At 68.8% G+C, this 15,135-nt stretch carries 16 protein-coding genes; 9 read left to right on the top strand and 7 right to left on the bottom strand.

Annotated elements, in window-relative coordinates; translation table 11 throughout:
• Positions 1-11 precede the first annotated feature (11 nt).
• Complete coding sequence (gene tldD / locus F9288_RS04815) at positions 12-1,436, bottom strand: metalloprotease TldD (protein WP_174835583.1); 1,425 nt, start codon at positions 1,434-1,436, stop codon at positions 12-14.
• A 46-nt stretch (positions 1,437-1,482) separates the two neighbouring features.
• The gene (locus tag F9288_RS04810; RefSeq protein ID WP_174835582.1) at positions 1,483-1,713 is read right to left on the bottom strand and encodes a zinc-finger domain-containing protein; all 231 of its coding nucleotides are present in this window, start codon (positions 1,711-1,713) and stop codon (positions 1,483-1,485) included.
• Between the two features lie 68 nt (positions 1,714-1,781).
• Here F9288_RS04810 and F9288_RS04805 point away from each other — a divergent pair, with 68 nt between their 5' ends.
• Entirely contained in the window at positions 1,782-2,705 is a 924-nt protein-coding gene (locus tag F9288_RS04805; RefSeq protein ID WP_174835581.1) for an ABC transporter ATP-binding protein, read from the top strand.
• Positions 2,706-2,740: 35 nt separating this feature from the next.
• Here F9288_RS04805 and F9288_RS04800 read toward each other — a convergent pair whose 3' ends face one another.
• Genes F9288_RS04800 through hisG form a run of 4 tightly spaced genes read right to left on the bottom strand, consistent with a single transcriptional unit; the run spans position 2,741 to position 5,332 of the window.
• Complete coding sequence (locus F9288_RS04800) at positions 2,741-2,917, bottom strand: DUF4169 family protein (protein WP_174835580.1); 177 nt, start codon at positions 2,915-2,917, stop codon at positions 2,741-2,743.
• Positions 2,917-3,369, bottom strand: a complete 453-nt coding sequence (gene nusB / locus F9288_RS04795; RefSeq protein ID WP_174835579.1) for a transcription antitermination factor NusB — start codon at positions 3,367-3,369, stop codon at positions 2,917-2,919. Before nusB ends, F9288_RS04800 begins: the two co-directional genes overlap by 1 nt.
• Positions 3,370-3,392: 23 nt before the next feature.
• Positions 3,393-4,685, bottom strand: coding sequence for a histidinol dehydrogenase (hisD, locus tag F9288_RS04790; protein ID WP_174835578.1), 1,293 nt, complete (start codon positions 4,683-4,685; stop codon positions 3,393-3,395).
• Positions 4,682-5,332 carry an ATP phosphoribosyltransferase gene (gene hisG, locus F9288_RS04785; RefSeq protein WP_174835577.1) on the bottom strand — a complete coding sequence of 217 codons (651 nt, stop codon included), beginning with the start codon at positions 5,330-5,332 and terminating at the stop codon, positions 4,682-4,684. Before hisG ends, hisD begins: the two co-directional genes overlap by 4 nt.
• A gap of 68 nt (positions 5,333-5,400) precedes the next feature.
• Here hisG and F9288_RS04780 point away from each other — a divergent pair, with 68 nt between their 5' ends.
• The 8 genes from F9288_RS04780 (at position 5,401) to F9288_RS04745 (ending at position 13,822) form a co-directional block, all read left to right on the top strand.
• Positions 5,401-6,504 carry a DUF2332 domain-containing protein gene (locus F9288_RS04780; protein ID WP_174835576.1) on the top strand — a complete coding sequence of 368 codons (1,104 nt, stop codon included), beginning with the start codon at positions 5,401-5,403 and terminating at the stop codon, positions 6,502-6,504.
• A gap of 5 nt (positions 6,505-6,509) precedes the next feature.
• Positions 6,510-6,917 carry a DUF1801 domain-containing protein gene (locus tag F9288_RS04775; protein ID WP_254621078.1) on the top strand — a complete coding sequence of 136 codons (408 nt, stop codon included), beginning with the start codon at positions 6,510-6,512 and terminating at the stop codon, positions 6,915-6,917.
• Between the two features lie 133 nt (positions 6,918-7,050).
• The gene (rpmI, locus tag F9288_RS04770) at positions 7,051-7,254 is read left to right on the top strand and encodes a 50S ribosomal protein L35 (protein ID WP_066588206.1); all 204 of its coding nucleotides are present in this window, start codon (positions 7,051-7,053) and stop codon (positions 7,252-7,254) included.
• Between the two features lie 13 nt (positions 7,255-7,267).
• Positions 7,268-7,633 (top strand): 50S ribosomal protein L20, encoded by a 366-nt coding sequence (gene rplT / locus F9288_RS04765; RefSeq protein WP_174835574.1) that lies wholly within the window; start codon positions 7,268-7,270, stop codon positions 7,631-7,633.
• Between the two features lie 208 nt (positions 7,634-7,841).
• Entirely contained in the window at positions 7,842-8,987 is a 1,146-nt protein-coding gene (gene pheS, locus F9288_RS04760) for a phenylalanine--tRNA ligase subunit alpha (RefSeq protein ID WP_174835573.1), read from the top strand.
• Entirely contained in the window at positions 8,984-11,365 is a 2,382-nt protein-coding gene (pheT, locus tag F9288_RS04755) for a phenylalanine--tRNA ligase subunit beta (RefSeq protein ID WP_174835572.1), read from the top strand. Before pheS ends, pheT begins: the two co-directional genes overlap by 4 nt.
• Entirely contained in the window at positions 11,358-12,239 is an 882-nt protein-coding gene (locus F9288_RS04750) for an aldose 1-epimerase family protein (protein WP_174835571.1), read from the top strand. The genes pheT and F9288_RS04750 overlap by 8 nt, the downstream gene beginning before the upstream one ends.
• A gap of 56 nt (positions 12,240-12,295) precedes the next feature.
• Positions 12,296-13,822, top strand: a complete 1,527-nt coding sequence (locus F9288_RS04745; RefSeq protein WP_174835570.1) for a peptide chain release factor 3 — start codon at positions 12,296-12,298, stop codon at positions 13,820-13,822.
• Positions 13,823-13,825: 3 nt separating this feature from the next.
• Here F9288_RS04745 and F9288_RS04740 read toward each other — a convergent pair whose 3' ends face one another.
• Positions 13,826-15,085 (bottom strand): MFS transporter, encoded by a 1,260-nt coding sequence (locus F9288_RS04740; RefSeq protein WP_174835569.1) that lies wholly within the window; start codon positions 15,083-15,085, stop codon positions 13,826-13,828.
• Positions 15,086-15,135: the final 50 nt, after the last annotated feature.

Here is a 15,135-nt window from a genome sequence, read left to right as displayed (position 1 = left end):
TCGCGGGGTGCTCAGGCGGCGGTGCCGCCCACCGTCAATCCCTTCACCAGCAATGTCGGTTGGCCGACGCCGGCGGGGACGCTCTGCCCGCCCTTGCCGCACATGCCGACGCCCTCGTCGAGCGCGAAATCATTGCCGACGCCGAGCACCCTGGTCAGCACCGTCGGGCCGTCGCCGATCAGCGTCGCGCCCTTGATCGGCGCGCCGAGCCGGCCGTTCTCGACCTTGTACGCCTCGGTGCAGGAGAAGACGAACTTGCCCGAGACGATATCGACCTGCCCGCCGCCGAACGACTTGGCGAAGATGCCGTTCTTCACCCGGCTCAGCAGCTCGGCGGGATCGTCCGTGCCGGCCTTCATGAAAGTGTTGGTCATGCGCGGCATCGGCGCGTGGGCGAAGCTCTCGCGGCGGCCGTTGCCGGTCGGCGCGACGCCCATCAGCCGGGCGTTGAGGCGATCCTGCATATAGCCCTTGAGGATGCCGTCCTCGATCAGCACCGTCTCGCCGGTCGGCGTGCCTTCGTCGTCGATCGACAGGCTGCCGCGCCGGTCCTTGATCGAGCCGTCGTCGACCACGGTGACGCCGCGCGCCGCGACCTGCTCGCCGATCCGCCCGGAGAAGGCGGAAGTGCCCTTGCGGTTGAAATCGCCCTCAAGCCCATGCCCGATCGCCTCGTGCAGCAGCACGCCCGGCCAGCCCGGCCCGAGCAGCACGGTGAACTCGCCCGCGGGCGCATCGACCGATTCGAGGTTCACCAACGCCTGCGCCAGCGCCTCGTCGATCGCGCGGTTCCACGTCTTCTCGTCGAACAGCGAATCATAGAGGTAGCGGCCGCCGATGCCGAACGTCCCCGTCTCGCGGCGGCCGTTCTGCTCCACCACGATCTGCACGTTGAGCCGCACCAGCGGGCGGATGTCGGTGGCGACGAAGCCGTCGGGGCGGACGATCTCCACCACGCTCCATGTGCCGCTGAGACCGACCGACACCTGCGCGACGCGCGGATCGCGGGCGCGCGCGGCGGCGTCGATCGACTGGCACAAATTCACCTTGTCGGCGAAGGGCACGAGATCGAGCGGGTCGGCGTCGGTGTAGAGATGGCGGTTGGTATGCTGCGGCGGCGCGGCCTTGGCGCCCGTGGCCGGATCGATCAGCGCCATCGTCTCGGCGGCGCGTTTGATCGCGGCTTCGGACAGCTCATTGGCGTGCGCGAAGGCGGTCATCTCGCCCGAGACGGCGCGCAGGCCGAAGCCGGAATGCGTGTCGTAGCTTGCCGTCTTGAGCCGCCCGTCGTCGAAGCCGAACGCCTCCGACTTGCGATATTGCAGGTACAGCTCGCCATCGTCGGCGGCGGCGAGCGCATCGGCGGTCAGGCGCTTCGCGGCCTCGGGATCGAGCGTGTCGCGATAGAGGAACGAGCGGGGATCGGTGGCGGTCATCGCTGATAGATAGGGGCGAAATGCGCCACGGCAAAGCCGCGAAGGTTCAGCGGCCCGCGCCATCCCCGTGATCCGGGAGGGTCGACTGGTCCACCCCGTCGGCCGGGCCGCCGATCAGGATGAAGCGCCGGTCGCAATAGCCGCAATCGACATAGCCGGTTTCGTCGATCTCCAGCCAGACGCGCGGATGGCCGAGCGCGGCGGGCAGGCCGTCATGCGCGCCGTCGCAGGCGACGCGGCGGTGGGAGACGCGGGTGGTTTCGGGTGGCGGCAACATGGCCGATGCGATTAGCAACACCCGCGCGGCCTAGCAATCGCCCGCCGCGCACCGTAAATGCGCCCGCCATGACCGACGCCGCCATCGCCATCCGGGACCTGTGCAAGACTTATCAGGGAGGCAAGCGCGCGCTGGACGGCGTGACGTTCGATGTGCCGGCGGGGACGATCTTCGGCCTGCTCGGGCCGAACGGCGCGGGGAAATCGACGCTCATCAACATCCTCGCCGGGCTGGTGCGCAAGACCAGCGGCTCGGCGTCGATCTGGGGCTTCGACATCGACCAGCATCCGCGCAACGCCAAGGCCTCGATCGGCATCGTCAACCAGGAAATCCTGTTCGATCCCTTCTTCACGCCGTTCGAGACGCTGGAGATACAGGCCGGGCTGTACGGCGTGCCCAAGGGGCAGCGCCAGTCGATGGAGCTGCTGCGCGCCGTCCATCTGGAGGACAAAGCCAACGCTTATGCCCGCACGCTTTCCGGCGGCATGAAGCGGCGGCTGATGGTGGCGAAGGCGATGGTCCATTCGCCGCCGGTGCTGGTGCTTGACGAGCCGACCGCCGGCGTCGATATCGAGCTGCGCCAGCAATTGTGGAGCTATGTCCGCCGCCTCAACGAGCAGGGCGTGACGGTGGTGCTGACGACGCATTATCTGGAGGAAGCGGAGGAGCTTTGCGACCGGATCGCGATCATCAACCACGGCCGGTTGATCGCCAACGAGCCGACCCGCGAGCTGGTCGGTAAGGCGCAGGAGAAGGTGGTCGCGGTGACGGTCGACCGCGATCTCGCCGAAGCGCCGCAATCGCCGGACTTCGGCAAGATCGCGCTGAAGGGCGGGCGGACGCTGGAGATCACCTATCAGAAGGACAAGGTGAACGCCGGGCAGGTGCTCGCCGCCGTGCAGGGCGCGGGGCTGGGGATCGTCGACGTATCGACCAAAGAACCCGATCTGGAGGACGTGTTCCTCAGCCTGACGCGCGCGGCCGACGCCTGACCGCCGCTGCCGTCCCGGCTTTCGCCTGGTGACGGTCAATCGCCGCGCTTCGCGCCGTCCAGCGCCCGTTCGGCCCGCCCGCGTTCCGCGCGATCGGCGAGCTTCTCTCCCTTCGTCCGCCCGAAGGCGGCGCGATTCGCGGCGGCGATCGCTTCCTCCGTCGCGCGGCGCTTCGCCTTGCGCGCGAGGCGGAGGTTGACCAGCTCTCCCATCAGGCGCGCACGTCCTTCGCGATCGCGTCGAGCAGGCCGTTGACGAACCCCGCCTCGCGCCGGTCGTAGAAGGCGTGGGCGACATCGACATATTCGCTGATCGCCGTGCCCACCGCCACGTCGCCTCGCGCCAGCAGCTCATAGGCGCCGCAGCGCAGGATCGCCTTCATCGGCTTGTCGAGCCGCGCCAGCGTCCAGCCTTGCAGCTTCGGCTCGATCAGCGCGTCGATCTCTGCCGCGCGGGCGGTCGCGCCCTGCACGATATCGTCAAAGAACATGACGTCGGCCTCGGCATATTCGACGCCCTCGATCGTCGCGCCGAGCCGGTGCTGGTGGAATTCGTGGAGCAGCGCCGGCACCGGCGTCTTTTCCATCTCATGCTGATAGAGCGCCTGGACGGCGGCGAGACGCGCGGCGGCGCGGGCCTTCGATCGTGCTGCGGTACGGGACATGGGACGGGCCTTTAGAGCGCCGGTCAGCGTTTGGCGAGCCGCAGCGCCACCGACGCGGCATGGGCGGGCAGTCCCTCCGCATTGGCAAGCGCCACCGTCGCCGGGCCGAGCTTGCCCAGCGCGTCGGCGTCGAGCTGGAGGAAGCTGGTACGCTTCATGAAGTCGGTGACGCCGAGGCCGCTGGCGAATCGGGCGCGGCGGCCGGTGGGGAGAACGTGATTCGGGCCGGCGACATAATCGCCGATCGCCTCCGGCGTGTGCCGGCCGAGGAAGGCGGAGCCGGCGTGGCGCAGCCGGTCGAACAAAGCGTCGGGATCGTCGGTCGCGATCTCGACATGCTCGGGGGCGAGCGCGTCGGTGAGCGGGCAGGCATCGGCGAGCGCGGGTACCAGAATGATCGCGCCGTTCGTTTCCCATGCGACGCGCGCCGTCTCGCCCGTCGGCAGCGTGGCGAGCTGGTGCTCCACCGCCGCCGCGACCTTGTCCGCGAAACCCGCGTCGTCGGTGAACAGGATCGACTGGGTGGTCACGTCATGCTCGGCCTGGCTGAGCAGGTCGGCGGCGATCCAGTCCGGGTCGTTGGCGCCGTCGGCGATCACGACGATCTCGCTCGGACCCGCCACCATGTCGATGCCGACCATGCCATAGACCTGCCGCTTCGCTTCCGCGACCCAGGCGTTGCCGGGGCCGGTGACGACATCGACACGCGCGATCCTCTCCGTCCCCCACGCCAGTGCCGCGATCGCCTGCGCGCCGCCGATGCGCCACACTTCGTCCGCGCCCGCCAGATGCGCGGCGGCCAGCACGAGCGGATTGACCTCCCCGTCCGGCGTCGGCGTCACCACCACCAGCCGCTCGACCCCCGCGACCTTCGCGGGAATCGCATTCATCAGCAGGGTCGAGGGATAGGCCGCGCGCCCGCCGGGGACATAGACGCCCGCCGCGTCCACCGCGCGCCACCGCGCGCCGAGCCGCACGCCGGCTTCGTCGGTGAAGGCGAGATCGTCCGGCCGCTGCTTCTCATGATAGGCGCGGATGCGCGAAGCGGCGAGTTCCAGCGCGGCGCGCAGATCGGGGGAGAGATCGGCGAAGGCGGTGGCGCAATCCTCCGCCGCGATCCGCCAGCTGGTCGCGTCGAGATCGTGGCGGTCGAACTTCCGGGTGAGATCGCGCAGCGCCGCATCGCCCCCGTCACGCACCGCGCGCAGGATCGCGGCCACGTCGCGCGCCACATCAGCGTCCGACTCGCGCCGCGCATCGACCAGCGCCGCGAAGTCCTGCGCGAAGCCGCTCGCGGAGGCGTCGAGCCGGATCATGCCTCCACCGCGCGCCGGAACGCCTCGACCAAGGGCACCACCCCGGCGCGCGTCTTCATCGCGGCACGGTTGACGACGAGGCGGGAGGAGACTTCCATGATCGTCTCCACCTCGACGAGGCCGTTCTCCTTCAGCGTGCGGCCGGAGGAGACGAGATCGACGATGCGCGGCGCGAGGCCGAGCGTGGGGGCAAGCTCCATCGCGCCGTTGAGCTTGATGCACTCCGCCTGCACGCCGCGCCGCGCGAAATGCTCGGCGGTGACGTGGGGGTATTTGGTCGCGACCCGCACATGGCTCCAGCCGCGCGGATCATCGCGCTCGGCCAGCGCCGCCGGCTCGGCGATCGACAGGCGGCAATGGCCGATGGCGAGGTCGACCGGCGCGTACAGCTCCGAATAGGCGAATTCGGCCAGCACGTCCGACCCGACGATGCCGAGCTGCGCCGCGCCGTGCGCGACGAAGGTGGCGACGTCGAAGGCGCGGACGCGGATCAGCTCGATTGCCGGCGTTTCGGTGCGGAAGCGTAGCGCGCGACTGTCCTCGTCGCCGAACGCGGCCTCTGGCACGATGCCGGCGCGCGCGAGCAGCGGCAGCGCCTCGCTGAGGATGCGGCCCTTGGGGACAGCGATGACGATCGGTTCGCTCACGGGCGCGGCCTTTACGCGGGGGCGTGGGGAGGCGCAATAAGCGGCGATATTGGCGCAGGAGGGCGCGTATGGCGACGGAAGCTGAAGTTCGCGAGGCGTTTCGCATCCAGGAATTCTACTGCCGCCACATGGACGCGCCGATGTATGCGCGGCTGTGCGCTGCGATCGCGGACGGGCTGAGGCGCGACAGCCGCACCGGGGTGCGGGTGCTCGATTGGCCGGGCGAGCCGACTCGCGACGCCTTGCCGTTGCGCCTGTGCGGCGGGCTGCACGCGCTGGTGCGCGAGCGACGGGACGAAGGGCTGGCGGCGGTGTTCGCGGGCAAGATCATGGAGCTTGATGCGATCGCGGCGGCGCTCAACGCCGCGCTGGTGAAGCACGACGAGGAGCTGGTCCCATGGCTCGACGGTCCGCCGCAGACCAATGAACCGGGGCGCTCGGGCGCGCTGATGGTCGGGCTGATGGAGATAGCGCGGCGGCATGGCCCGAGGATCGAGTTGCTGGAGATCGGATCGAGCGCGGGCCTCAACCTGCTGATCGACCGTTATGCCTTCGATCTCGGCGGGACGCGCTTCGGGCCGCCCGATTCGCCGGTGACGATACGCCCCGAATGGCGCGGCGAGCCGCTCGCGCCGGCCGAGATGGAGATCGTCTCGGTGCGCGGTTGCGACATCCAGCCGCTCGATGCGACCGATCCGGCGGTGGAGGCGCGGCTCCTCGCCTATGTCTGGCCGGAGACGTCCGCGCGGGCGGAGCGGCTGACCCGCGCGATCGCGATGCAGCGCGAGCGTGGGGTCGAGCTGGTGCGGGCGGATGCCGCCGACTGGCTGGAGGCGCGGCTCGCGGAGCCGCAGCAGGCGGGCGTCACGAGGGTGCTGATGCATTCGGTCGTCTGGCAATATCTGCCGGAGGATAGCGCGAATCGCATCCGCGCGGCGACGGCGGCGGCCGGCGCGCGGGCGACGGCGGCGCGCCCGCTCGGCTGGGTGATGATGGAGCCGAATCGCGCCTTCGCGCAGCAGATCGTGCGGGTACGAAGCTGGCCCGGACATGACGGATGGGAGGTGCTGGCCACTGCCCACGCGCACGGTACATGGGTGAAGAACGGCATCTTCGAGGAGGATCGCCGCCCGATCGAGTTGCCGAAATCGGCGAAGGTCGAGGCGGGCTGAGCTGCGTGGATGAAGACCGGCTTTTCCGGCTTTCGGGCGCAACCCGGCGTGATGCGCGGGTCGAGGCGTGGTTCGCGGCGGATCACGATGGTTTGCGGGCGCTCGCCGGGCGCTGGTTCGCGCGCATGCTCGCGTGCGGAGCAGACGTCGGCGGGCTGCTGCACGACGGCCATCCCACGGCATGTGTCGGCGACGCGGCGTTCGGTTACGTCGACGCCTTCAGCGCGCATGTGAACGTCGGCTTCTTCCATGGCGCGGCGCTGCCCGATCCGGCGGGCCTGCTCGAAGGCACCGGCAAGCGCATGCGGCATGTGAAGCTGCGCTATGGCAAGCCGGTCGATGAGGATGCGCTGGGCGCGCTGATCGCGGCGGGCTGTCGCGATATCCGCTCGCGACTGGCGGCCGGATACTAGCGCGGCGGCCTCGGTTGCTTTTTCCGCGCGCCGCCGCTAAAGGCCCCGCTTCCCGCGCGAGGATCATGACGAACGGCCCGGCCACAAGGGCTGCCGCGGCCGTTTTGACCTCGCCCGAACAGAAAGGACGAAAATGCCCAAGCTCAAGACCAAGAGCGGCGTGAAGAAGCGCTTCAAGCTCACCGCGACCGGAAAGCTCAAGCACGGCGTCGCCGGCAAGCGCCACCGCCTCATCAGCCACAACGGCAAGTATATCCGCCAGAACCGCGGCACCACCGTGCTGTCGGACGCCGACACGAAGACCGTGAAGGCCTGGGCGCCATACGGCCTGAACTGAGGAGGGTGTAGAGATGGCACGCGTCAAACGGGGTGTTACCACCCGCGCCAAGCACAAGAACATTCTGGAGCAGGCCAAGGGCTACCGCGGCCGCCGCAAGAACACGATCCGCGTCGCGCGGCAGGCGGTCGAGAAGGCCGGCCAGTACGCCTATCGCGACCGCAAGGTGAAGAAGCGCACCTTCCGCGGCCTGTGGATCCAGCGCATCAACGCCGGCGTCCGCGCCGAGGGGCTGACCTACAGCCAGTTCATGCACGGCCTGAAGCTGGCCGGCATCGAGCTGGATCGCAAGGTGCTGGCCGACATCGCGATGCACGAGGGCGAGGCGTTTACCGCCATCGTCGCGCAGGCGAAGGCGGCTCTGCCCCAGGCGGCGTAACGCTCCTTCGACTGTAGCGACGGAATGAGGGCGTGGGTGGCGACACCCGCGCCCTTTGCGTGCCCGGCGGGGATGATTACAGCGCGTGTATCGACCCGTTCGGAATTCTGAGCTCCCGTTCGGGCTGAGCTTGTTGAAGCCCTGCTCTTTCTTCGAAGAAGTGCAGCCCTTCGACAACCTCAGGGCGAACGGTTTTTGGAAACGAGAGATGTCTGACCTTACTTACCTCGAATCCTATCTTCATCAGGTAGACGCCGCACCGGATTTGACGGCGCTTGAGGTTCTCCGCGTTGCAGTTCTCGGAAAGCAAGGCGTGCTGACCGCTGAATTGAAGAAGCTTGGCCAGATGACCGCAGAGGAGCGCGTTGTTATCGGCCCGCTCGTGCATCAATATCGCGCTGAACTGACTAGCGCGATCGCCACGCGCAAGGCGGCGCTGGACGCGGCGGCGCTGGACGCGCGGCTGGCGGGCGAGCGGCTGGACATGACGCTGCCGGTCGATGCGCCGCTGGCGGGGACGATCCATCCGGTCAGCCAGGTGATGGATGAGCTGGCGGAAATCTTCGCCGATCTCGGCTTCGCGGTGGCGACGGGGCCGGAGATTGAGGATGACTGGCATAATTTCACCGCGCTCAACATCCCGGAAAGCCACCCGGCGCGCGCGATGCACGACACCTTCTATTTCGAGCCGCAGGCGAGAACGGCCCGCGACGGGCAAGGCCCGTCGTCGGACGGCGAGCTTGGCTCGCCGCCGGCCGGGCTCGGTTCCTCGCCCAGGATGCTGCTGCGCACGCACACCTCGCCCGTGCAGATCCGCACGATGCTCGCCCAGAAGCCGCCGATCCGCATCATCGCGCCGGGCCGCACCTATCGCTCCGACAGCGACGCGACGCACACGCCGATGTTCCATCAGGTCGAGGGGCTGGTGATCGACAAGGGGATCACGCTCGGCCACCTCAAATGGACGCTGGAGACGTTCCTCAAGGCGTTCTTCGAGCGCGACGATATCGTGCTGCGCCTGCGCCCGAGCTATTTCCCGTTCACCGAGCCATCGGCGGAGGTCGACGTCGGCTATACGCTGGAGAAGGGCAAGCGCGTCATCGGCGGCTCCGGCGGCGGCTGGATGGAGGTGCTCGGTTCCGGCATGGTCCACCCCAGGGTGATCGCCGCCTGCGGGCTCGATCCGGACGAGTGGCAAGGCTTCGCCTTCGGCTGCGGGATCGATCGGCTGGCGATGCTGAAATACGGCATGGATGATCTGCGCGCCTTCTTCGACGGCGATATCCGCTGGCTGAAACATTACGGATTCTCGGCGCTCGACGTGCCGACGCTGAGCGGGGGAGTGGGCGCATGAAGTTCACTTTGGGCTGGCTCAAGGAGCATCTCGATACCGACGCCACGCTCGACGCGATCGTCGAGGGGCTGACGCGGATCGGGCTGGAGGTCGAAGGAGTCGACAATCCGGGCGAGAAGCTGGCGGCCTTCCGCATCGCGAAGGTGCTGACCGCCGAGCGCCACCCGCAGGCGGACAAGCTGCAGGTGCTGTCGGTCGATGCCGGCGATGGTCCGCTGCAGGTGGTGTGCGGCGCACCTAACGCCCGCGCGGAGTTGGTCGGCGTGTTCGGGATGCCGGGCGCGACGGTGCCGGCGAACGGCATGGTGCTGAAGGTCGCGGCGATCCGGGGCGTCGAATCGAACGGCATGATGTGCTCCAGCCGCGAACTGGAGTTGGGCGACGATCATGACGGCATCATCGAGCTTCCCGCCGATGCGCCGGTCGGCACGTCTTATCCCGCCTACGCTGGCCTCGACGATCCGGTGATCGACGTGGCGATCACGCCCAACCGGCAGGACTGCATGGGCGTGCGCGGCATCGCGCGCGATCTGGCGGCGGCGGGGCTGGGGACGCTGCGGCCGCTGGCGGAGGTCTATCGTGCCGCAATCGCGCCGGTGCCGGGCGACGACCCCGCGCCGGACGTGCGGACCGACGATCCCGAAGGCTGTCCCGCTTTCTATGCGCAGGCTGTGTCGGGCGTCGCCAACGGCGCGTCGCCGGAATGGATGCGGCAGAAGCTCAACGCGATCGGGCAGAAGCCAATCTCGATGCTGGTGGACATCACCAATTTCGTCTCGATCGATCTTGGCCGCCCGCTGCACGTCTATGACCGCGCGAAGCTGACCGGCGCGCTCGTCGCCCGCAGGGCGCGCGAGGACGAGACGGTGCTGGCCTTGAACGGCAAGACCTATACGCTCGACCCAACGATGACGGTGATCGCGGACGACAAACACGTCCACGATATCGGCGGCATCATGGGCGGCGAGGATTCGGGCGTGTCGGATGCGACGACCGACGTGCTGATCGAATGCGCGTATTTCGATCCCGACCATATCGCCCGCACCGGCCAGAAGCTCGCGCTGACCAGCGACGCGCGCCAGCGGTTCGAGCGCGGGGTGGACCCGGCGTTCCTCGACGACGGCCTCGCCATCGCGACGCGGCTGGTGTTGGAGCATTGCGGCGGCACGCCCTCCGCGATCACGCGCGCGGGCGAGGCGCCGCTCGGCACGCGCAGCTACGCTTATGATCCGGCGCGGGCGGAGACGCTCGGCGGCCTCGCCGTCGCGCCGGAGCGGCAGCGCGCGATCCTCGAATCGCTCGGCTTCACGGTGACGGCGGACTGGCAGGTCACGCCCCCGACATGGCGGCGCGATATCGACGGTCCAGCCGATCTGGTCGAGGAAGTGATCCGCATCGAGGGGATCGACAACGTCCCCCCGGTTCCGCTCGACCGCGCACCGGGCGTCGCGAAGCCGACCGCTACCCCCGAGCAGAAGCTGGAGCGCCGCGTCCGCCGCGCCGCCGCCGCGCGCGGGCTGGACGAGGCGGTGACGTGGAGCTTCCTCAGCGAGAAAGAAGCCGCGGTGTTCGGCGGCGGCGCATGGACGCTCGCCAATCCGATCAGCGAGGATCTGAAGGTCATGCGTCCGTCGCTGCTGCCGGGGCTGCTCTCGGCCGCCGCGCGTAACGTGAAGCGCGGGGCGGGGAGTGTCCGCCTGTTCGAGATCGGCCGGCGCTATCTCGCCGATGCCGAGCGGCCGACGCTCGGGCTGGTGCTGACCGGAGACCGTCGCCCGCGCGGCTGGCGTGCGGGCAAGGCCGCCGCGTTCGATGCGTTTGACGCCAAGGCGGAGGCGCTGGCCTTGCTCGCGGCGGCAGGCGCGCCGGTGGAGAATCTGCAAGTGTTCGGCGAGGCTGGCGATGCGTGGCATCCGGGCCAGTCCGGCACGCTGCGGCTCGGGCCGAAGACGGTGCTGGCGGCGTTCGGGATGCTCCACCCGCGCACGATCGCGGCGTTCGACCTCGACGGCGCGGTGGCGGCGGTGGAAATCTACCTCGACGCTATCCCGGCGAAGCGTGGCGCGGGTTTCATGCGCCCGGCCTATGCCCCGCCGGCGCTCCAGCCGGTGCGGCGCGATTTCGCCTTCCTCGTGCCGGCGGAGGTGTCGGCCGACACGCTCGCTCGCGCGGCGAAGGGCGCGGACAAGGCGGCGATCGTCTCGGCGCGAGTGTTCGACGTGTTCACCGGCGCTGGCGTGGAGGAAGGCCGGAAATCGGTCGCGCTGGAGGTGATGCTCCAGCCGGGCGACAAGAGCTTCACCGATGCCGAGCTGAAGGCGATCGCCGACAAGGTGGTGGCGGCGGCGGCGAAGCAGGGCGCGGTCCTGCGTGGCTGAATGGGTCGTCATCGCGGGTGGCGGGCTGACGGCGGCGATCAATCCGCTCGGCGCGGAATTGTCGTCGCTGAAGGACGCCGCTGGCCGCGAGCTGATGACTGATGCCGATCCGGCTTTCTGGACTGGCCGCGCGCCGTTGCTGTTCCCGGTGGTCGGCAAGCCGGCCGGCGAGACGATCCGCGTCGATGGCCGCGCTTACCCCATGAAGCAGCACGGCTTCGCGCGGCGGATGACCTTCGCGGTGACGGAACAGGCGGCGAACCGCGCGACCTTCGTGCTGACTGATACGGCGGAGACGCGCGCCTGCTATCCCTTCGCCTTCCGGTTGGAGGTGACGTTCAGTATCGCGGACGCGGCGTTGTCGGTCGATGTGGCCATAAGCAATCCGGGCGATGCGCCGCTTCCGGCGAGCTTCGGCTTCCACCCTGCCTTCGCTTGGCCGCTGCCCAGCGGCGGCGCGAAGGAGGCGCATCGCATCACCTTCTCCGCCGACGAGTCGGAGGCGCTGCGCAAGATCGACGCCGACGGCCAGATCGCGCCGGAGCCGCGCCCCTCGCCACTCGACGGACGCGTGCTGGAATTGCGCGATGACCTGTTCGTCAATGACGCGCTGATCTGGGACCCCCTCCACTCCGACCGCGTGACCTATCGCGGCGCGGGCGGCGACGGGCTGGAGATCGCCTTCCCCGACACGCCGATGCTCGGCATCTGGACGAGGCCGGGCGCGCACTTCATTTGCATCGAGCCGTGGCACGGCATCGCCGATCCCGCCGGCTTCACGGGCGATTTCCGCGACAAGCCCGGCGTGTTCGAGGTCGCGCCCGGCGCGGCGAAGCGGATCGCGATGCGCGTGACGTTGCTGGCCGAATCGTAACCGGCGCGTCCTTCCCTTTCCGCGCATCCCGTTCCGGCCTCACGAAAGCCTTCGCCATGACTTCCCCCCGCCGCACCTTCGCGATCATCTCCCACCCGGACGCCGGCAAGACCACGCTGACGGAGAAATTGCTCTACGTCGGAGGCGCGATCCACCTCGCGGGCGAGGTGAAGGCGCGCGGGGCGAACCGTCGCGCGCGATCGGACTGGATGAAGATCGAGCAGCAGCGCGGCATCTCCGTCACCTCCTCCGTGATGACGTTCGAGAAGGACGGCGTGACCTTCAACCTGCTCGACACGCCGGGGCACGAGGATTTCAGCGAGGACACCTATCGCACCCTCACCGCAGTCGATTCGGCGGTAATGGTGATCGACGCGGCGCGCGGCATCGAGGCGCAGACGCGCAAATTGTTCGAGGTATGCCGGCTGCGCTCGGTGCCGATCATCACCTTCGTCAACAAGGTCGATCGCGAGGGCCGCGCGCCGTTCGAACTGCTCGACGAGATCGCCGATGTGCTGGCGCTGGACGTCGCGCCGATGAGCTGGCCGGTCGGCATGGGCGGCACGTTCGAGGGCGTGCTCGACCTGCAACGCTGGTCGATCAGCCGGCCGGAGGGCGACAGCCGCACCTTCCAGGGCAAGGTTGATGCCGAGCCGATCCTGCCTGACGACGTGCGTGAGGAGGTGGAACTGGCGCAGGCGGGCTATGCCGCATTCGATGCTGAGGCATATCGGCACGGCGACCTCACGCCGGTCTATTTCGGCTCCGCGCTCAAGGATTTCGGGCCGGCGGAACTGATCGCGGCGCTTGCCGATTACGCCCCGCCGCCGCGTCCGCAGCCGGCCGAGCCTGCCCCGGTCAGCCCGGAGGAGAAGGAAGTCACCGGCTTCGTCTTCAAGGTGCAGGCGAACATGGACCCGCAGCACCGCGACCGCATCGCCTTCATGCGGCTCTGCTCGGGCGTGTTCAAGCGCGGCATGAAGCTGACGCCGACCGGGCATGGCAAGCCGATCGCGGTCCATTCGCCGATCCTGTTCTTCGCGCAGGACCGCGAGATCGCGGACGAGGCCTATCCCGGCGACATCATCGGCATCCCCAACCACGGCACGCTGCGGGTGGGGGATACGCTGTCGGAGCGCGCCGACGTGCGCTTCACCGGCCTGCCCAATTTCGCGCCGGAGATCCTGCGCCGCGTCGCGCTGAAGGACCCGACCAAGACCAAGCAGCTCCGCAAGGCGCTCGACGACATGGCCGAGGAAGGGGTGACGCAGGTCTTCTATCCCGAGATCGGATCGAACTGGATCATCGGCGTGGTCGGGCAGCTCCAGCTCGATGTGCTGATCTCGCGGCTGGAGGCGGAATATAAGGTCGCCGCCGGGCTGGAGCCTGCGCCGTTCGACACCGCGCGCTGGGTCTCCAGCGACGATCTGGGCGCGCTCAAGGACTTCGCCGATCTCAACCGCACGGCGATGGCGAAGGATCGCGACGGCAACCCCGTGTTCCTCGCCAAGAGCGCGTGGGAGGTGAATTATGTCGCCGATCGCTATCCCAAAGTGAGGTTCGCCGCGACGCGCGAGCGGTGAGGATCAGGCGCGCTCTTCGATCCACCCGCGCCGCAGCGACCTGACCGCCAGCAGCCCCAGCACCGCCGCGAGCAGGTAGAAGCTGACGCCGATGATCGCCGCATAGCGCAGCGAATCGTCGCCATATTGCGCCTTCAGCGCCACCGAGATCGCGCCGAGCAGCCACGGGCCGATGCCCAGCCCGACGAGGTTATTGATGAGCAGGAACGCGCCCGAGGCGCTCGCGCGCATGTGCGATGGGGCGAGATGCTGCACCGCGGTGGTGATCGGCCCGAGCCACAGGATGTTCAGCCCGTTCGGGATCAGCAGGCATATCCAAGCCAGCGCCGGCGAGGGGGTGGCCAGCCCGATCGCGAAGGTCGGCGCGGTGATCAGCCAGGCGAAGGCGGGCAGCTTCACATACCAGCCGCGATCGCCCTTGCCGAGCCGGTCCGCCAGCACGCCGCCCATGAACACGCCGCCCGCGCCGCCGATCAGCAGCAGCGATCCTATGAACTGCCCGGCGGTGATCAGCCCCCAGTCGTAGCGGACCATCAGAATCTTCGGCACCCACAACGCCAGGCCGTAGCCGGCGAGCGAGCTGAACCCCGCGCCGAACGCCATCAGCCAGAAGGCGGGCTTGGCCGCGAGGATCGGGAACACCGCGAGCAGGGGCACGCGCTCCGCCGTCGCGACCGGCGCGGGCCGCGGCCGGTCGCGCACGATCCACAGGAAGACCGGCGCGAGCACGATGCCGGCTAGGCCAACCGTCAGGAACGCCACCCGCCAGTTCACCAGCGCGGCGATATAGGCGCCCAGCAGCACGCCGCACGCCAGCCCGATCGGGATGCCCATCGAATAGATCGCGAGCGCCCGTGCGCGCCGCTCGATCGGATAATAATCGGCGATCAGCGCATAGGAAGGCGCGACGCCCCCCGCCTCGCCGACGCCGACGCCTAGCCGGTAGAGGAACAGATGCCAGAAGCTGCCCGCCATGCCGCACAAGGCGGTGAAGCCGCTCCACACGATCAGCGACGCGGCGATCACCTTCGTCTTGCCGATCCGGTCGGCCAGCAGCGCCAGCGGCACGCCGAGGCACGAATAGAGCAATGCGAAGGCGATGCCGCCGATCGCGCCGAACTGCGCGTCGTCGAGGCCGAGGTCCTGCTGGATCGGCTTGGCGAGGATGCCGAGTATCTGCCGGTCGAGGAAGTTGAACGTATAGACCGCCAGCAGCATCACCAGCACCAGTCCGGGATAGCCCGGCCGTTCGCGATCGATCATTCGCTCCCCTCCCGATACGAAAAGGGGCCGGACGTTGCCGACCCCTTCTC

The sequence above is a fragment of the Sphingomonas sp. CL5.1 genome, assembly GCF_013344685.1.
Taxonomy (GTDB): Bacteria; Pseudomonadota; Alphaproteobacteria; order Sphingomonadales; family Sphingomonadaceae; genus Sphingomonas.
This window is presented reverse-complemented; position numbering and strand designations above follow the sequence as displayed.